A 19,580-nucleotide genomic window follows, 5' to 3' on the forward strand; every position below is an offset into this window, starting at 1 on the left:
TCATCGCAGCAGCCTCCCTGCCAGCACGGAGGCTGCCGTCTGCTCCGGCGCTCCGCCGGCTATGGCGTTGCCTGATGGGCGCGGCGCGGGCGACACATGCCCCGCGCGGACTTGCCGTGCAATCTCGCCGGCACTGGCGCCGCGGGCGAGCTGGCCTGCGATCTCCTCGCGCAGCCGGTCGCGGAAATCCTCGACTTCGAAGTCCCGGGTGCCGTGCACGACCAGGCGGCCGATATGGACGATGACGCGGACGGCGCGGGTCATGGGCTCACCATCCTTTCTGCGCCGCTTCCGTCAGCGGGCGTTCGAGCTTGGCCGCTTCGCGCTGCGCGGCATGGCGCAGGTGCGCCATCGAAATGGACTCGCCCGCGCCGGCGGCGATGAAGGCCGCGTTGAGCGCCACGCTGCGGATATGCCCGCCGGACAGCTGCAGGCGCGCCAGCGCGGCAAAGTCCACGTCGTGCAGCGGTGCGCTGGCCGGCAGCTCGCGCTGCCAGATCTGCTCGCGCGCGGCCTCGTCGGGGAAGGGGAACTGCACCACGAAGCGGATGCGCCGCAGGAACGCGCGGTCCAGCGCGCTGCGGAAATTGGTCGTCAGGATCGCCAGGCCGCGGTAGGCCTCCACGCGCTGCAGCAGGTAGGCCACTTCGATGTTGGCATAGCGGTCGTGGCTGTCCTTGACGTCGCTGCGCTTGCCGTAAAGGGCATCGGCCTCGTCGAACAGCAGCACCGCGCCGCTGGCTTCGGCAGCGTCGAACACGCGCCGCAGGTTCTTCTCGGTCTCGCCGATGTACTTGCTGACCACGGTGGCCAGGTCGATGCGGTAGAGGTCCAGCGCGGCTTCGTTGGCGATGGCCTCGGCCGCGAGCGTCTTGCCGGTGCCGCTCTCGCCGGCGAACAGCACGCACAGGCCCTGGCCGCGCCTGGTGCGGCCGCCCATGCCCCAGGTTTCGTACACCGTGGCGCGGTGGCGCAGATGTCCGGCAATCTCCCGGAGCAGCTGTGCCTGGATCGGCGGCAGCACCAGGTCGTCAAAGCGCGCCTGGGAATCGACGCGCTGGGCCAGTGCGTCGAGGCCGCCACGCGCGGCATTGCGGCAGGCGTCCCACACGCGGCGGTCCAGGTCTTCCGCATGGTCGTCGTCCAGTGCTACCTCGGCCAGCACGCTGTGCAGCGCGCTGGCCGGCAGGCGGAACTGCTGCAATGCGCGGCGCAGCGCCCGTGCGGTGGCCGCATCCCGCAGGTCAGGCTCGTGGTCCTGCGCATCCGGTACCCGCACGCGCACGATGCGGCGATGGGACAGCCGCGCGAGCCGTACGGGATCGATCGGTCCCAGCAGCAGCGCAGGGCTGGACAGGTGCGCGAGCAGCGTGGCGCAGTGGCGCTCGTCGTGGGTGTGCTCCACGTCGGCATTGGCGCATGGCTCCATCTCGATCACGGGAAGGGCGCCGGCCAGCGCGGCTTCGCGGTCGATGAGGAGGGCGGTCTGCGCGAGCCCGGCGGCGTCGCCGGGCAGGTCGTGCGCCAGGGTCCACAAGCCGAGGCTTGCCGTGGCGGCCATGACCTCCTGTGCCGCAGCGCGCAGGCATTCGACATCGGCCCGGTCCTGCGTGAGCACCACCAGTGGAACGCGCGCATCGTCTCGCCCGAGTTCGCGGGCGATGCGCTGCGCCAGCGCCGCTATCGTGCCGGATGCGTTTGGCTGGGCAGGCGCAGTGAGCTGAGCCACGCCAAACAGCCGTTCGTCGAAGCCGGCTACGCCCGTGAGGAAATGCAGCACGCGCTCGTCGGCGTGCAGCGGCTGGCGTGCCAGCGCGCGGCGGCCTTCGGGTTCCAGCAGCTTCCAGCGGCGCAACGGGGCCTGCGGCGAAAGCGCGTCCCAGTGCGGCTGCGCGAGCATGGCCAGCGCCAGCGTGAAGGTGGGCTGCGCCAGGCGGCTGCCTTCGAAGATCCGTTCGTGCGCGCGCACCACGCTGTGGCGCAGCGCGTTGTCCAGCTCCACGCCGGCGGCCAGCAGCAACAGTTCGCGCTCGAATGGCGACAGGCCGAACAGCGCCGCGCACTGGTCCAGTGCGGGTTCGAAGTCGGGGCCTGGCGCCGGCAAATCGTTACCGTCAGTCGGCGGGCTCGCGGCATCGTCCGCGGCAAGCCGGTCGAGCCGGGCGCACAGGCTGGCCAGGGCAAGCGTCAGCCATTGCTGGTTCCGCTCGGACCAGGGCAGATGCTCGCCGGGGAAGGTATCGACGCGCGCGTTCATGCCGGCACCGTGACCTGTTGCGTGCCGTCGAACACCGGCGCCGGGCCGGTGCGGTCGAGCAGGATGCTGTCCGCGCCGTCCACGCGCAGGCGCAGCCAGTGCGTGCCCGGCGGCACGCTGCCGGGGAAGTCGCACACCAGCGGCTGGCCCGCGTTGGCACGCGGCCTGGCGACGGCCTCCAACGCGCCGAGCATCAGCGTGGCGCGCTGTTCGGGCCGCACCTGCGGGCGCGCATGCAGCGTGACCTGCACGCGCTGCGGCATGCCGGTGCGGACGATCTCCACGCCCGGCAGGCCCAGCCCGGCGTCGGCGGCAATCACCGGCGACGGGGCCAGCACCAGCGGCACGGCATTGGTCTCGCGCTCGGCAGCTTCGCCCGCCGGCGTGAAGCGCACCGTCAGCGACCACTGTCCGGGCGCGAAGGTAGTCTGCGCCGCCGCGTCGGCGGGCAGCGTGAAGCTCATGCGCGTGCCGGTCGCATCGGGCGAGGACGGCACGATTTCCACCGGCGTGGCCACCAGCCGGTGCGTGAGCCGCACGCGGTGTCCGCTGCCCGAGAGCCGTACGCCTTCGAGCGTAACCGGCTCGCCCAGGCGCGCGCCGCTCTGGCTGTGTTGCGGCCAGGCCGCGAGCAGCGTCGGCAGGGGCGGCAGCATGTCGGCGTTGACCACCACGCCGCGGTCGCGCTGGGACAGCGGGTCTACCGCGCCGCGCGACAGCACCGGCAGGGCCGTCACGCCGGGCCGCCTGCCTTCGATCAGCACCACCGAGACCACGTATGCCGCCGACGGCCGGTAGTGGGTCTGGATGGCCGACCAGAGCTTGGACATCTCGTCGCTGGTCATCGCGGCGGGCGTGATCTTGAGCAGCTCCACCTGGTCCGCGAGGTCGGAGGCGGCCAGCACCTGGAACGCGGTGGGCAGCATGGCGATGTCCAGCGGGCTCGGGTTGAGCGCGCGGCGGATCGCGGCGCGGTCGAGCACCGGCCGCTCGTGCAGCAGGTGCATGGCATAGCCGAGCAGGATCTCGGCCTGGAAATCGGCGCGCGCGTACGCCGTGACCAGGTAGTGCAGGTCCAGCGCGAGCGGGGCGTTGGTCAGGCGCTCGCCGCTGCTGCCGCTGCGCGACGGCAGCCCGACATTGCGCCAGCCGCTGTTGGGCGTGAGCTGGTGCAGGAAGATGTTGAGCCGCGGCGCTTCTTCCGCGTTGTCGAGGTCGATGGTGTCGGGCGCGACGGCGCTCACGTTGACGGTGCCGCCGACGGCCGGCCCGGCCTCGACCATGCCGTTGTCGAGCAGGTTGCGCAGCACGGCACTGACGGCGCCGATGGCCAGCGGTGAACTCATGGTGTTCCCCAGCCCTTGCGCGGGCGGCCGCGCTGGCGCAGATAGTCTTCCAGTGGCACGGCCGGCGCGGCGCGGGGTTTGGCCTGGGCGGCACGCTGCTGGGGCGCAGGGCCAGGCATGTGCACGTCGACACGGTCGATGGTGACGTGCACAACGGCGGGTTCCTCGCGGCGCGCGGATGCCGCGCGCTGGGCCACGGCCCCCTCGCGCAGCGGTGGGCGTGTTGCCGGGGCCGCGCGTGGTTCGCCGGCCGGCGGCGCCTTGGCGGGCATTGCTGCAGCGGACGAGGCGCGTGGCGGTACTGCCGGTACGGCAATGGCCGGCATGGCGGCTTCGTGCCGTACCGGCGCTGGCGGCATGGTGGCGGTTTCGCGGACCGGCAACTGCGGTGTACCCGGCTGCACGGCAGGACTTGCCTCGCGGGTCTGTACAGGCATGGCAGGCGTGCGCACTGGTGTCACCGCCGATGCGCGGGAAGGCGCTGCGGCGACGTTGCCGACAGCGGGTGGCATGGCCTGCCGCAGATCCGCGGGCATCGGCTGTGGCGCGTCGCGGCTGGTGCCGTCGTCCTGCGCGGCAGGGGCGAGAGCCAGCTCCGGTGTGGCGTCCGCGGTATCGGGCGGCTCGAACCGCGAGGGCAGCGCCGCGCGTACCGGCGCTCCGGCTTGCCGTGCGCCCGGAGCCAGCCGTGCCAGGAACGGGACCGGAGGGAGCGCCGAAGGCCGTGCCATCAGGCCGCCCCCGTCAGCTGCAGGTAAGCGGCGCGCCGCACGGGGCTCAGCGCCAGCACCTGGGCTTCGTTCCAGCCGTAGGCGCGTGCCAGTGCGTCGACATCGAGCAGCAGGCGTTCGGCGCGGGCCTGCAGTTCGCTCCACACGACCTCGCCCACCGGCATCGGCGCATTCCAGGCCTCGCCGCACTCCGGGCAGGTGAGGTCGAAGCTCACGCTGGCACCTGGCTCCAGGGCCTCCATGCGGTGTGACAGCGCCTGTGCGACTGGCGCGGGCAACGCGTGTGGCGTGCAGGCGTGGCCTTCGCTGTCTTCGCAATGCGTGATGCAGCGTTGCAGCAACGCGCGCACGAAGCCATCGTCATCCGCGGCCTGCCGCGCGGCGTAGCGCAGGTCATCGGCATCGGGCATGCGGAATGCCAGATGGTAGCCACCGGCGTCGAGTTGCTGGGGTTGCAGGGCCTCGTCCGCTGGTTGCAGGGTCTGCGCCAGCGCTTCGCAGTCGATCGTGAACTCGGCCACGGCCGCGCAGCGCGGGCAGTTGCACCGCAGCGGCTGGGCCTTGCCGAACAGCTGCGCGCGCAGGGCCAGCAGCGCCGCGTTGCGTGCGCCGGGCAATGCGGGCGGCATGCCGTGCGCGGCGCCCAGCAGGATGTCGCCGCGGTCTGCCTGCGCAGCCGGGGCAGCACGTTCCCACAGTGCAAGCAGCGCTTCGGCGGCGCTGGTGTCGGGCGTCTGCACGGGCCGTTCCTTTCCGGTGCGCTTCAGGCCGGCTCGGTGAAGCTGGGCTCGCTCGGCTCGGTCACATCGAGGTCGCGCTCCCAGCCCTCGTTTTCCAGCTTGATGTGCTGGATGGCCACGGCATTGGCATTGGCGTCCAGGTCGGGCAGCGCCTGGAATTCGGACACCCAGCAGCGGAAGATCTTGTACGCCAGCACCAGTTGCCCGGCCTCGTTGTAGACCTCCAGGATCAGGTCCTTGCGGAAGTCCTTCAGCGAGGTCTCCGCACCCAGGCCGGAGCCGAAGTTCCACACCTTGTTGGCCCACTTCTCGAACTCGGTGTCGTGCGTGACGCCGCGTTCCAGCGTGATGGCTTCATACTTGGTGCGCCCCGGCGACTTGCGGCTCGTGGACGGGTCGCCGCCTTCGCGGTGTTCCACCACCTCGGTGCTGCGCTTGAGCGCCGACACCTTGCTGACGCCGGCCACGAAGCGGCCGTCCCACTTGATCCGGAATTTGAAGTTCTTGTACGGGTCGAAGCGCTGCGGGTTGACGGAAAACTGGGCCATGTCGCGTCTCCTCGGGATCGGGGGGCTTCGGATCAGGTGGGAATGTCGCCGGCGATCTGCTGCAGCTTGAGCACCACGAACTCGGCCGGCTTCAGCGGCGCAAAGCCGACCAGGATATTGACGATGCCGAGGTTGATGTCCGCCTGCGTGGTGGTCTCGCTGTCGCACTTGACGAAGTAGGCCTCGCGCGGCGTGCGGCCCTGGAATGCGCCCTGCCGGAACAGGCCCTGCAGGAAGGCGCCGATATTCAGGCGGATCTGGGCCCAGAGCGGTTCGTCGTTGGGTTCGAACACCACCCACTGCGTGCCGCGGTACAGGCTCTCTTCGAGGAACAGCGCCAGGCGCCGCACCGGGATGTACTTGTACTCGTCGGCCTGCGCGTCGGCGCCTTTCAGCGTGCGCGCGCCCCAGGCCACGCGGCCATAGGCGGGGAAACTGCGCAGCGCGTTGACGCCCTTGGGATTGATCTGGCCATTCTCGCCGTCGTTGAGCGGCAGGGCCAGGTCGAGTACGCCGTTGAGCGTGGCATCGGTGCCGGCAGGCGCTTTCCACACGCCGCGCGTGGCATCGGTGCGCGCGTAGATGCCGGCCAGCGTGCCGGACGGCGCCATGGCGCGCGGACGCAGGTCGTCCAGCGGATCGGCCAGGCGTACCGCGGGAAAGTAGACCGCCGCGTTACGCGACTGCGTGGCGCCGTTGGCCCAGCCGGCGATATTCGACAGCGTCTTGCCCGCCGGCGCGTCGACGACATAGAACGCGCGCCGCTTCTCGCACAGGTCCACCGCCGCGGGGATGACGGCCGCGGCCTGCAGGTCCGTCATGTCGAAGGTTTCGGGGATGCTGAGGAGGTTGAACAGGTCGACGTCGAGCAGCGCGTTCATGCCGGTCTTCAGGGACGGACTGCCCACGATCTCGGCCGGGCCGCCGCGCGAGCCGTCCGCGCCCTTGGTCGGGGGCGCCAGGTCGGCCGCGTCGTCGGGGCGGTGCTGCGCATTGCCCGTGAATTCGCGGCCGCCGTTGGCCAGCCCGAGATGCAGGGCGCTGGCGAGGCCGCCAAACGCGCCGCCTGCCACCACGACGGCGGAGGCCTGGCCGGAAACCAGCGACGCCAGCCGCAGGCAACCGTTGCCCGCGGCGCCGTCGGCGCCGGATTCCGTGGCTTGCAGCACGGCATTGAGGCCGGCTGCGCCGATGGCGTCATTGACCGCCGTCACGAGGTCGTCCATATCGCCCGGCGTGGCCGCCAGGGTCAGCCGGAACGGCGTATTGCCGTTGGCGACGCCACCGATCACCAGGTCGCTCACGGCCAGCGGGAAGCTCACCGCGGTACTGACCGCGAAGCCGGGCTGGTTGAACGTCAGGCCTGCGCTGCGCGTGGCCCGCACCAGCGCCGAGGCATTGTTCACGACCGACTCCACATACTGCGAGGAGCCTGCGTTCATGTTGAGGTTGCGGTGCGTTTCCCTCGGCACCAGCGTTACCCCGTCGGCCTGCAGCTGCGAGACCACCAGGTTGAACTCCGCGTCCGGGTTGCGTGCGCCGGCGCGGTCGACGGTGAGGCGCAGGTCGTTGCCCCAGGCGCCGGGGCTTGCCGCGCTGACCTCCAGCACCGGGGCGGGGACGGTGTCCTCCAGCACCCATGCCGCGCTGGCGTAGCCCGTGGCCACGCGCACGATGATGGCTTGCGTGCCGCCGTTGGAAAAGAACTGCCGTACAGCGTAGGACATCGGGCTGTCGCGGTCCAGGCCGCCGTAGGCGCGCTCGAAGTCGCCGAAGCTGGTCAGCGTCACGGGCTTGTCCGGCTCGCCTTTGCGCGCGTAGCCGACGAACGCCGTCACCGACGTGGCCACGCCAGTGATCGTGCGTACGCCGCTGGGCACCTCTTCGATATAGACGCCGGGATAGTTCAGGGCAACGGGCATGGTGCGCTCCTTGCTGAGCGTGTTGCGGAAGGGGCGGCTAGGGCAATGCCAGGACAACGCCCGACGAACGGAGATCCGGCGGATGAAACCTCGATGCCGTCATGCGCGGGGTGATCAGGCCGCGGACCGGGAAATTCCTGGTGGAGATGATTCTTTTTCCAATGCAACCACACAGATTGCATTGGAAATTCTTGAATGAAATCAGGAATTTTTCTGAGATATACCGATAAGTAATTGAGAAAGCCGATGGCTGATATCCGGGTATCATGGATCCACATTTCGGTCTTCCCCTTTGTAACTACTACAAGTTCCGGCGCTAGCTTGTCTGACCTGGCATGGGAGCGTCGATAAGAAGTCCAGAGGTACTCTAGGTTTTGCGGGGATGATGGGAAGTAGAATATTTTTACATCAGATTTAATGTATTTTTAAAATGTAAAGATTTCGATACAAAACGAGAAATATCTCTTGCGAGACGCTAAGAGCGATCCGCAACATATAGCCTTATAAAGAAGATTGAGTTCAGTGCGCCGGATTTTGATCCTCGCACAACAATTTCGGATTATTTTTTTTCTTGCCGGTGAACTGTTTCATGAATGTGACGAAGTAACGCCGCAGCAGATCTGATCTAGAAAGGCGTACGTTGCGCTTTGCTTTTGGCGCCATATAGTGACTCTGCCTGGCAAGATCAGCCTCTTGGCTCCCTGATCGCCGGTCCCGTCAAACCAGGATTCCGTGGGAGTGAGAGATGAGACGCGTATTCAGGTCGCCAGAGCATAACGAAACGTTCCTCAACGAAGGGGCCGTTCTCGCGCAACTCCTGACTGAAGAAGAAGCGCATGCATTGCATCGCTTTTACTGGCATGAGGCGCCATCTCCTGGGCTTGGGTTTCATGCGACGATGTTCAGCGATGATGCGGAATATCGTGCCCGTGTCGACGCAAAGATTAAGGAATATCTGAGCCCGCGTCTTTCATTGTTTCTCGATGACTATCGCTGTGTTGTCGGCAATTTTGTCGTCAAGGAACATAGCCGTTCGGGAACCGAGGTTTCCGTGCATCAGGACTGGACCTTTGTCGATGAGCGTCTGATGCGTTCGGTCAATGTCTGGTGCCCTCTCGTCGACACGGATGCCTCGAACGGCGGGCAATCGATCTTCAAAGGCAGCCACCGGATCGTCGACGTTCTGCGTGGTCCTTATTTCCCGAACCCGTTCGTGACGCACGCCGAGACGATCGTCGAAAAGTATCTGATGGACGTTCCGCTGCGCGCGGGGCAGGCGATTATCTACGATCACGCGCTGGTCCATGCCACGCCACCGAACCGGAGCCGGCAGACGCGCGTTGCGGCGAACATGGTACTGGTTCCGAGCGAGGCGCAACTGCTTCACTGCTATCTCGATCAAGACACCCCACGCGCCAGGCCAGAGATGTACGCAGTTGACGACGAGTTCTTCCTTCACAACAAGATCGGCGATCGGCCAGGCGGCCGCTTCCTCGGTCATGTCGATAACGCCATTCCGGCCATTGCCCTCGATCAGTTGCCGCTCGTCCCGGCGTGACCCGGCCCAGCCGGCTGTCGCACCCGGCTCACGGTCAAATATCCCAACGTTGCGACAAAGGAGTCGTACGCAATGACTAACGAGCAAATGGAAGATTTCCTCGCCATCGGCGAGCAGTTGGGGCATAGCCGAACCCACCTCCTGGCGCGCGGTTCACAGACTTCAACGGTAACGGTGACAAATATCGAGCAGCTCCGCGCCCTGGTGCGTCCGCGCAACCCGCAACAATTGCAGGACCGTGAAGCCGATATCAGCCAGCGTTCCGCGGGAAGAGCAAGGACGCTTGCGGAACACATCGAATCGTACCTGTACGGCCAGGGCGAGCTTTCGACCTCGCAAGTGAAGGCAGCAAATGGGGGGCTGCCGGTGAACGTGCGTCTTGTGTCCGAGGGCACCTCCACGATGCCGCACGGCGAAACCGTGATCGGACCCAGCGCCGATCCCACCGTCTGGAATTGCGGAACGCTGAATTTCTATAGCGATTCCGTTCTGACGGTGAAGAACACGTACTTCACCCTTAACGTGCAGAACCTGGTGATGCAATACGTGGACCCCAAACACTAAGTAGCCAGCACGGATCGAACGGGAGACTCATATGCCTACTTATGGAATCGGAATCATGGGCGCGGTTCAGGATCCGCCGCCCAAGCCCGCGAAACAATCCCAGGGAAATACGCCGCCGCAGGCGAAGGAAGGAAAGTGTGTCTGGGGGGATTCGCATTGCATGCAAGACGGACAGAACGGCGGCGATGGTGCCATGGGCAATGCTGGAACGAACGGTACCAACGGCGTCCAGGGTCTTGGTGCGCTTGCCGCGGAACTCAATATCACGACCCTGACAGGTTTCCTCGTCGTGGCATCGCAAGGCGGTCCCGGGCAGGACGGCGGTCCGGGAGGGGATGGTGCCGATGGCGGAAATGGCGGTAAGGGCGGTAACGGGCCTTCATGCCAGGCCGTAGGCTGTAGCGCGGGCAACGGCGGGAACGGAGCCAATGGCGCTGCCGGCGGGAATGGTGGCAACGGTGGGAATGGCGGCAACGCGCAGAAAGTCACCATCAACATCCCGTTGACCGGGGGCGGCACGATTTCCACCAACCCGGTGGCCGGTATTGTCGGGCAAGGCGGTATCGGTGGCCTTGGCGGCGATGTCGGTGCGGGCGGCGAGCCAGGAACGCACGGATACGGCGGGCACGACGGGAAGCGGGGTTCACCGGGCACGGCCGCGGGCGCGCGCGGCAATCCGGGGAATCCAGGTGCCACGATGGGCAACATTGGCATCATTGCCATTGTGCCGCCTCGCAGCTGACCGCCGTCATGCCGGTGCTCGGTGTGATCGCGATGGCGCCATACACGGACCGCTTGTTTCGCGGGCTGTTCGGCACCGTGGCATCACTGCTACCGGAGGGAGCAGGATATGCGCGTCAAGTCGCGGATATCCTGCTCCATCATCCTCCGGTCGATGCCGAAGCGGCGCACCCGTACTCCGATCTTAACGTCAACGGCTCGCCGCTTCAGTTGCTGTTGTCGGCCAGGCCAACACGTTGGGAGGCCCGTCTGATCGCCGATCCGGCGTTCTATGAATCGGATCCGCGGGTCCGTTGGCAAAAGAGCCTGGCGGCACTGGAGGCAACGCTCCGTGCTACCGGCGCCGAAGGACTGCGAGACCCGGTTCGACTGGCCCTGGAGTCCGTGATACCGCAGGATGAACTGGCGCTCCGCCAGTACCCGACCGGCATGATCCGCCTCGCCGCGGGACTCACTTCGCGCGGTGCCGCCGTCTATATGGGGGCACCGCATCGGGTGGATCGCTGGGATGTGGCACGGAGATGGGCCGCTTGCGTGCTCGGCTCGGCGGACACGGCTCTTGCGCTGATCGGTCGGCTCGAGCCGAATGCGACAGTCTTCGGCATGGGTGTGGAAGGCGCGAGCTTGCCGCACGCGCGGGCGAAGCTGTATTGGCGATTGCGGAAGTCCGTCCCGATCGACGCGTTCGGCGTGCCCTGGCTTTCCACTCCGGCGATGACCCGCTTTCTCGCCGCGGTACTTGGCGACGGGACCGTACCCCTGAACGCGCTCACGTTCTCCGCCGCGTTCGACGTCGTGGATGGCACGCTGACGGATATCAAGACCGATGTGTGCGTCGCGAACGCAGGTCTTGGCCTGCGCGATGCGCTGCATTGTGTCAACGAGCAAGCCGCACTGCTCGGCCTGTCGCCACGGCCGCTCGACCGATGCAGTGAAGTGCTCGAGCAGCATCATGTCGATATCGGCTGCCTGGGGTTGGGAAGCGACAGCCGCGCCACGCACCGCCTCAATATTTACCTGCACCAGCGATACCCGGCTGCGAGCATTCCCCGATCAGACAGGTGGTGACGCCATGAGCATCGAAACATCAGCCAATCCCATCGGCGTCGAGGAGGAATCGACAGTTCCGGAGCTGCGGACGTTCCAGACGCTCGACAGCTCGATCGGACGCATTTCGGAGAACGTCAATCTGTTTCGCGGCGACGTGACCCTCTCGCTGGCTTTGCTTACGCTCGCGAATCGCGGCGGACTCGAGGTGGATGTCAGCCTGAACTACCAGAGCGACATTCTTTGGGAGGTCAGCACATGGAATCTCGAAAGTCCGACGTCCATAGTCGGACTGGGCTGGCAGTTGCCCTACGAGATGATTCAGCTCGATATCCATAATTCGGTCTCGCCATTCGACGACGCGTACTACCTCAGCAGCACGGACGGATCGCAGAGCCAGCTCCGTCTGACGTCGCAGACCGCCGACGTGTGGACTTTCGAGTCGGAAGATTTCGACTTTTCCACCATTCTTTACTACCCGAAAAAAGAGATCTGGAAGATCACGGATACGTCCGGCCTGACTCGCATCTATGGTGCTGACGTTGCAGCGGGCGATAGCCCGGCAGCGTTGCGCAATGCGATCAAGTGGGGCGGAGCGGACGGCAACTGGACCGACAGCAGCGTCCAGCTGGGGCAAAGCAACTTCCCGATCAGCTGGAATCTTGCCCGTGTGCGCAATCAATGGGGTGACGAGATCCAGTTCGGCTACTCGCAGTTTCCCGACGATGCGATCCAGATCGGCGGCCCCGGCGGGAACTACTTTACACGTGCCTCTTATCTGACAAGGATCACCGACCCGGCGGGACGTATCGTCACGTTCAACTACGCGGCCAAGACCTACAACGACACGATCCGCGAATACGAGGCGCCGCACGTCAGCCCCAATCCGGCGGGGCCTTACGCCTTCCAGGACCGCTATGAAACAAGGTTCCTCGACAGCATCGACGTCAGCCAGAAAACCGCGGGTGTCGTGCATGACTTGTTTACCATCCGCCTTGCCTACCTTGTTCAAAATCTCGCCGATCCCGCGACACCGGGTGATCCGCGTTACCTGTACAAGCGGTATCTCGCCGGCATTACCACGGTGAATGCCGATGGCAAGATCCTGCCCGGCTTGCAGTTCACGTATTACGACGGTTCGCTGGCGGCGAGGGACAATGCGGCGGTAGTCCATCGCGGCGCGATCGAGAGCATCACCTTTCCGGATGGCAGCGTTGCAACCTACAAGTACACCTGGCAGCCGGTTGTCAGTACCTCGCTCGACTGCACGATGCAGAGTTCGGACCCGAACTGGATCGCAGGCGTTCCACGTTTCTGGTTCGCGCCAGACTATCTGGTCATCACTTACTACGACGAAATCAACTCGAACAAGCTGACCGTTGCCGTCTATGACTGGAACGGTCGGTGGCTGGTCTCCAGGCCCGTCGTCACGAATCTTCCCTTTAGCCTCGACCTGAATTCGCTTCAGGTCAATTTGCAGGAGGAGAACTTCTCGGTCTCATATCGCCTGACCGGGGCCGGCACGAACGGTGTGCTTCAAACCTACGCGGTACGCCGCGCTTTCGGCCAGTACGGGCGATGGGAAGCCGTTCAGTTGGCGATGCCGGATCTGCTGGCGCCCGATGCGCCGTACCAGGTGGTAACGGGCCGTGGATTCGTTGTCGCCGCCGCCATGGGTGTCTCGGAGCTTTGCCGGTACACCTGGAATCCGCGCTCGAAACAGTGGGTGTCCGATCCGCTTTATATCTCCACGGTACTCGCCGGCGAATGGGTGCTCGGCGCGGCAAACAACTTCCTCACGGTTTGCCAGTATCAGCCCGGCGCACCGCTGTCGTTGTCGTTCTACTACTACGATGTGGCGACGCTCGCGTGGAACGACAATCTTCCTCCGCTCGACAGTCTTCCAACCTATGTCTGGCAGAAGGACCTGCCGAAGCTCTCCTGGAGCCTTTCCGATACCTTCGCGACGACCACGTACATCACCAGTGCGAACTCGGTTCAGGAGACCTTCAACTACGAAGTCCGCATCTATCCGTGGGATATCCATTTCCAGGCTTTGCCGTCACCGAATCCGGTCGTCGGCACGGATATTCCGGCGAGCACGCTGGAGCCGGTTGCGGTTTCGCTCGCCGACGGCAGCATGATCGGCAATGTGGGCAACCTGCGCCGGTTTGACGGCATCCACTGGAATTCGGGCACGCTCGGGCAATTCGGTTCGGGCACGGACGTTGCGCAGTTTGCGTTTGGGGACGATCTGGCGGTCGGCATCAGCTCGGTCCATGGCGTGATCGGTGTCTACAACGCCTACCAGGGCACGTTCGCGCAAGTTCCGGTCGCCGCGGGATCCGGCGGGCCGGCTGCGCCGACCATCAACGCCCCCTACGTGACGGTGCGCAACCTGATCTATCAGCAGATGCCAACCGGCGACCTCAGGTTGCTGAACGAGCAACTGCCGCTGGATGCCGTGTCGGTCTCGAACCAGGCGCCGCTGTTTCTCGCCTATGGGCGGGCCGACGGCAGCTCCTTCGTGTGGACGATGAAAAACGGCGTGCTGGCTGCGAATCCTGTGCAAGTGCAAGGCAGCATCTTCCCGGACAACGACGGGCCAGGTACGGACCTTACCGGAGCCTTTGCCTTCGCCACGTTCACCGGCGTGTCATTCGACTCGCCCAGCAGCATTACGCTGCACCGCGTGTTGTTCCAGTCGTATCGCGGACCGATGTACAGCTTCGTGGTGTCGTCGGTCGAAGTGACGGATGGCATGGGTGTCACATCGGGCTCCGTGTTCGACTACAACCCCCCGGGAGCAACCGGAACAGTCAGTCCCTATGGCCTGTCGACGCAGTTTTCCTGCGTGAAGGCAGCGATGGGCACGACGCAGGCAGGCACCGCTCCGTTCGGCTATTCGATATATCGCTACTTCGACGGTATGAGTCCACACCCGGATTCGGATACCACCCTGTATTCGATGCTCAACGGCTTGCTGCGCGAAGTCGACGGCTACGACAGTCACGGCAACCAGGTGGCGCGTACCAGCAGAAGCTGGGATGTTGTCCGGACCGCCGTCAACGCTTCGACAGGCGCGACCGTCAATCTGATCGGCGGTTACGTACGGATGCGTCAGTCCGTGGAAACCATTTTCGACGTCAATCCGATGTCATTGCCGGCGCAGCCGCCACTGCAAGTACCCACGACGCTCATCTATAACGACGCAAACGGCCAGCCGCGCACGAAGCAGACCCAGTATTACGACGGGACGCTGGGCCAGCTTGTCCAGGTTCAGGAGAGCTACACGTTTGCCTATGAGAAATATCCGGCGCTGGCTGCGCCGGAAGTCAACCAGATTGCACCGTCGATCCTCAAGACCGTCACGGTGGGCAATACCGTGACGCAGATCGAAGCGACCACGTGGAGCACTGCCAATCCAGGTTCGACCTGGGCGCCCTACCGGCGGTACCGTGCATTGTCGGCCAGCGCGGCCTTCACGCCGGACAACTGGAACAACACCTCCGACCCCGACCCCCTCGCATGGCGCAGGATGTGGCAGGTCACCGCACGCGACAACCGGGGAGAGATAGCCGAATATATCGCGACAGACGGGCGTTCCAACTCGGTGATCACCGATACCTCGCAGGAGTTGGTGCTTGCGGTGGCGGGCAACGCGAGTGTCACGAAACAGCAGGTGCTCTCTCTCGGATTCGAGGTCTATGAGGACCTGAGCGGGTGGACGCTGGCGGGTAGCGCATCCAATCTGCCAGGCGCGATCCAGGCCGAAGATGCGTTCACAGGTCCCCGCTCGCTGGTCATGGGCGGGTCCGGTGTCGCCAACTCGTCGCCGCTGGCACGGACCCTGGCCGTCACGGAGAGCACGGGCCGGCAATATGTCCTCACCTGCTGGTTCAAGACGCCGACCGGATTCGGAGCGCTTCCGGGGGCCGCCAACTGGACCATTACCGGCACGGCAGCGGGAACCGTGACGGCAGATGTCCCCGACACGGACGGAGCATGGCAAACGTTTTGCGTGTTGTTCGACCTGGCGGCCAACGCGTCGCCGCAGAACATCGCGCTGACGCTGACCAATACCAAGGCGGCTGCCGTCAAAGTCGATGACTTGCGTTTCTCGCCATCCCGGGCGGGATTTACAGCGAACATCTATAGCCCGTCGTGGCTCGTGACGACAGCGTCCATGGAGAGCTCGAGCCGGACGACCCGAACCGTGCGCGGCGACTTCGAGGAGCTGCTTGCCTATATCGACGCCGAGGAATCGATCGGCACGATCACGGATGCCTATCTCTCGCGCAGGGGAAACCTTGGCAGGTTCTCAGCCGTGGATCCGAACGCGATGCTCTCGATTACGCCGCGTGAGTTCGCCTTCTATCAGCGCTTCAACATCGGCGATGTCTTCGACGGGGACTGGTGCAGCACTGCCCAAGCAAAATGGTCAACGGGAAGCGGGAAGCTGATCCACAGCGCTGGCGCCCGAGACAGCATTTCTTATACCGGCTATCCGGAGGCGGCAGCAGGCATCAATGCCTTCGGCGCTTCGATGCGTGCAATGCCGTCAGGCGCGGTGACGGCCGCCACCGGCATCGAAATCAGTGCAGGGTTCCAGATTGCATGGAGTCCGCAGATGGCTGCCTGGACGTTGACGGATAGCGCGTCGAATACCGCGGTGACGGCGAGCGTTCGCTCCTTGCTCGATGTGTCGTTCGCCACGTACGCCGCCAATCTGAACGCCAGCGTGCTGCCAACCGATTTCCCGTCGCTTTTTTCGGTTGCCGGACTGCCGCTTGCACCGCTGTCTACCGTCACGGCGGTCGCGGCCAATGCCCAATGGCGCGTCAGCGATTCTGTCAGTGCGCTGGTTTATTACCTGGTGCGTTCGTCATCGGACAACACGAAGATTCATGTCGTGGCGTTTCCGCGGCAATGGACCGTGGTCGTGGTGGACAAGAATATTGCGTTCTTCGCCGATGGCGGTCGCGTGTTCAGCTATCGTGCCCCGACCGCGCCGGCGCGTAGCTTCGCGCTGTTCGCGACAGACGCGATCGGCTTCGACAACGCGCTTTTTTTCGCGGGGCAAGAGGTGCAGATCAGCTATCTGGACGGTGATGCCCGGGTCCGGCAGGAACTGGTTGTCTCCGGCACGCAGGCGGCGCCGAACCAGTGGACCGCCAAGGCCACGATCTACGATGCGCTGGGACGCGACGCCATCCATACCCAGGGCGCGACGCTGACGCCGACGGCAGCGACCTGGGGCGGCTATGAAGCGGACCTGGCCAGCTTCGACTGGCCGTCGATCCGGATCACCGGGCTGGTGAAGACGGACAATCCGCAGTCAGGCGACTATCCATACTGGCGCACGCGCTACGAGGACTCTCCGCTCGGGCGCAAGGCGGAGCTGGGCCTGCCTGGCAATGACTACGCCATCAATCCGAGCAACGTTCCCGCGCATACGGCGCGCTTCTACTACGGACTCAACAACAGCGCGCTGGGGTACGCAGCGGGAAAATACACGCACGCCACGACGGTCGACCCGAATGGCACGACGGGCGTCGAGCTGGCGGACGAGCGAAAGTCGACCGTTGCGAAGGCGGTGCTGACGAATCCGGGGGCGGTGAATCCGCAGTGGAGCACTACCAGGCAACAGTTCGATGCATTCGCCAATCTCGTCACCACCACCAGCCCGATGGGGTGGAGCGATACGTTCACCTATGACTATCTCGGCAACCCGATCACAGCCAACCGGGCCAATGAAGGCCAGACGCGGTCGATGTATGACACGGCGGGGCGCCTGCGATTCCAGATGGATGCACGGGGAGCGGCAGCATCTTCCCCCTATATCAAGTACTGGAAGTACGATGCGCTATCGCGTGTTGTCGAGGAAGGATGCAGCATACAGACGTGGCCCGGTACGCTGCCACAGCACGTCGATGACCAGGGCTTTCCGGTGGCGGCACCATCCAACCAGTATGGGTACGACTTCGAAGTCAACGAGGAAGACTCGCCAGCGTCGATGATCGCTGCCGGAAAACTGACGAAGATCGTCAGCGCCAATGAGGTCGCCGTGCCGGGAACGACAGATCCGTTCTCGGCGACGGAATGCCTCTATTACGATATCTGGGCGGAAGTCATCCGGCATTCGATTTCGTTTGCCGGCAACGCCACGCCGTACGTCACGAACTACTCGTTCAACTATCAGGGCGAGATCGTCGAGATTGCGTACCCGGGTCCGACCGCGATGACGGTGCAGTATGAGCTGGATTCGATCGGACGTGTCACGTCGATCGGCGTCGATGGCAACCGGTGCGTCGCGTACACCTACGACCAGAACGGAAAGGCCGTCACGGAAACGATGTTCTCTTCCAGTGGCCAGCAAGTCGGGGCAAAGCGAATGCTGCAGTATGCGCCGCCGGGCTGGCTGTCGGACACCGCCGGAACGGGGTTCACGGAGACGACGGTTTATGCACCGTCGAACGAGGGGGCACCCGGATACTTCGATGGCTCGCCGACCCAGGCCATCACCGCACCGCGCGGATCCCGCGGCCAGATCACGGCCAGCTATACCTACGATCCACAGGGACGTGTTCAATCGGCGCAGTTCAATGCAGGGGCGGCAAGCGCCTACAATTACGACGCGAATGGCAATATCAAGCAGGTCGGGGCAGCCACCAACGCTTATCTGGGCGCGACGAAAGACCTGGTGCAGTCGACACAGGCACCTGGAAGCCAGCGGACGTACCAGTATGACGCCGCCGGCGAACTGAACGCCCGCATCTCGTCCGATACGCCGGCCGTCGGTCTTACGCTCTCGTGGGATGGCTTCCGCGGCCTCCCGCTGCAAGCGGTGGTTGGCCCTGGCACGCAATCGACCTTGAATGTCCGCTATGGCCACCGCGGACGCAGGGTCCTGAAAGCGATCGCAGCGGGGGGAAATCCGGCGAGCACGCTTTACTACCTGCGCGGTGCAGGTGACGATGCACTGGTCGAAGTCAGTTCGTCGGGGGCAGTGAATCAGTATGTCGTCGGACCTGCCGGGCTGGTTCACTTCCGGCAGGACGGCAGCGAGTTCTTCGTATCGAGAGACCGGCTCGGCTCCGTTCGTGCGGTCCTTGATCCTTCGGCGAATCTGGTCGCCGGACGCGACTACCTGCCATATGGATTGGACAATGGCGCCGCCCTCGGCTCGAATCCGGACATCCTGCGCTACCGGTATCTGGCGCGCGAACTGGAGGAGACCGGACTCTATGACTTCCGCGCGCGACTGTATGACGCGCTGCAAGCACGGTTCCTGTCGCCCGATCCGCAGCGGCAGTATCTCAGCCCCTACCTCTATGCCGGCAACAATCCCTTGCTGCTTTCGGACCCGAACGGCAGCTTCGCGTTTATCCCGCTGATACTGGCGTTCCTTGCGGAGGCTGCGGAAATCATCGAGGCAATGTCGGTGATCGGTGCAGGCGTCGGGCTCGTGACCGGTGTCGTGCAGGGCGCGGAAGCCATCGCGCAGAACGATCTCAGTGGCGCGGAGGCCGCGGGCGTATTCTTTGGCACGGTGGTGCTCAGTACCGTCGGCGGCGGACTGAGCGGCGGCGCAGGCGCAGTGACCGGGGCACTGGTCGAGGGGGTCACGCTGGCCTCGGCCGCGGCGATTGCCGCGGGCGTCGTGGCGCAGGCTGCGCTTGCTTCCGCCCAGTCGGCCGCGCAAGCGGCACTGGTGGGTGATGATGCTGGCGACGCCGCCTGGAAGAATGCGATTGCCGGCGGGACCTCGTTCCTTGCCGGCAGCCTGGTGACTGCGGGTGTCAGTACCGCGCTTGAAACGGCCGCTTTCGCGGCAACCTGGAAGGGGACCACCAAGAGCGTGATTACCGGGGCGACGTCCGGGGCGGCAGGGGGCGTCGTCGGCAGCAGCGTGACATCGGCGCTCAACGATGCGGATACCAACGTCGCGTTCTCCGACGTCCTGCAAGGCATTGCCTTTGGCGTGCTCGGAGGTGTCTTTCCGGAAGTGGTGGCCTACAAGCTTGAAAAGCGGGACGCCATTATCCAGCAACGGACACGGGCCGCACAGCAGTTCGACGTCGAGAGCGACATCCACCCATTATGAACAGTGCCTGCGAGGCAGC

12 protein-coding genes are annotated in these 19,580 nt (G+C 64.9%); 5 read left to right on the forward strand and 7 right to left on the reverse strand.

Translation table 11 applies throughout. From position 1 onward, the window contains the following. Genes LDO29_RS07395 through LDO29_RS07425 form a run of 7 tightly spaced genes read right to left on the reverse strand, consistent with a single transcriptional unit; the run spans position 1 to position 7,544 of the window. Positions 1 to 264, reverse strand: a complete 264-nt coding sequence (locus tag LDO29_RS07395) for a hypothetical protein (protein WP_224079149.1) — start codon at positions 262 to 264, stop codon at positions 1 to 3. Positions 265 to 268: 4 nt separating this feature from the next. After that, positions 269 to 2,257, reverse strand: a complete 1,989-nt coding sequence (locus LDO29_RS07400; protein ID WP_224079150.1) for an ATP-binding protein — start codon at positions 2,255 to 2,257, stop codon at positions 269 to 271. Then, positions 2,254 to 3,603, reverse strand: a complete 1,350-nt coding sequence (locus LDO29_RS07405) for a DUF4255 domain-containing protein (protein WP_224079151.1) — start codon at positions 3,601 to 3,603, stop codon at positions 2,254 to 2,256. The genes LDO29_RS07400 and LDO29_RS07405 overlap by 4 nt, the downstream gene beginning before the upstream one ends. After that, the gene (locus tag LDO29_RS07410; RefSeq protein WP_224079152.1) at positions 3,600 to 4,334 is read right to left on the reverse strand and encodes a hypothetical protein; all 735 of its coding nucleotides are present in this window, start codon (positions 4,332 to 4,334) and stop codon (positions 3,600 to 3,602) included. The genes LDO29_RS07405 and LDO29_RS07410 overlap by 4 nt, the downstream gene beginning before the upstream one ends. After that, positions 4,334 to 5,074 (reverse strand): T4 family baseplate hub assembly chaperone, encoded by a 741-nt coding sequence (locus LDO29_RS07415; RefSeq protein ID WP_224079153.1) that lies wholly within the window; start codon positions 5,072 to 5,074, stop codon positions 4,334 to 4,336. Before LDO29_RS07415 ends, LDO29_RS07410 begins: the two co-directional genes overlap by 1 nt. Before the next feature lie 23 nt (positions 5,075 to 5,097). Next, positions 5,098 to 5,622, reverse strand: coding sequence for a phage tail protein (locus LDO29_RS07420; RefSeq protein WP_224079154.1), 525 nt, complete (start codon positions 5,620 to 5,622; stop codon positions 5,098 to 5,100). Positions 5,623 to 5,654: 32 nt separating this feature from the next. Further along, entirely contained in the window at positions 5,655 to 7,544 is a 1,890-nt protein-coding gene (locus LDO29_RS07425; RefSeq protein ID WP_224079155.1) for a phage tail sheath family protein, read from the reverse strand. A 745-nt stretch (positions 7,545 to 8,289) separates the two neighbouring features. On the opposite strand from LDO29_RS07425, the gene LDO29_RS07430 reads away from it, so the two are divergent. The 5 genes from LDO29_RS07430 to LDO29_RS07450 all read left to right on the forward strand — a co-directional run bounded on the left by LDO29_RS07430 (position 8,290) and on the right by LDO29_RS07450 (position 19,561). Then, a complete protein-coding gene (locus tag LDO29_RS07430) occupies positions 8,290 to 9,102 on the forward strand; it encodes a phytanoyl-CoA dioxygenase family protein (protein ID WP_224079156.1) in 813 nt (270 codons plus the stop codon). A 72-nt stretch (positions 9,103 to 9,174) separates the two neighbouring features. Then, entirely contained in the window at positions 9,175 to 9,666 is a 492-nt protein-coding gene (locus tag LDO29_RS07435; RefSeq protein ID WP_224079157.1) for a hypothetical protein, read from the forward strand. A 55-nt stretch (positions 9,667 to 9,721) separates the two neighbouring features. Further along, positions 9,722 to 10,408 (forward strand): hypothetical protein, encoded by a 687-nt coding sequence (locus tag LDO29_RS28190; protein ID WP_290369537.1) that lies wholly within the window; start codon positions 9,722 to 9,724, stop codon positions 10,406 to 10,408. A gap of 8 nt (positions 10,409 to 10,416) precedes the next feature. Beyond that, entirely contained in the window at positions 10,417 to 11,475 is a 1,059-nt protein-coding gene (locus LDO29_RS07445) for a hypothetical protein (RefSeq protein ID WP_224079158.1), read from the forward strand. A gap of 4 nt (positions 11,476 to 11,479) precedes the next feature. Next, positions 11,480 to 19,561: an RHS repeat domain-containing protein gene (locus LDO29_RS07450; RefSeq protein WP_224079159.1), complete on the forward strand. Its 8,082-nt coding sequence runs from the start codon at positions 11,480 to 11,482 to the stop codon at positions 19,559 to 19,561. Positions 19,562 to 19,580 lie beyond the last annotated feature (19 nt).

The sequence above is a fragment of the Cupriavidus laharis genome, from assembly GCF_914271435.1.
Classification (GTDB): domain Bacteria; phylum Pseudomonadota; class Gammaproteobacteria; order Burkholderiales; family Burkholderiaceae; genus Cupriavidus; species Cupriavidus laharis.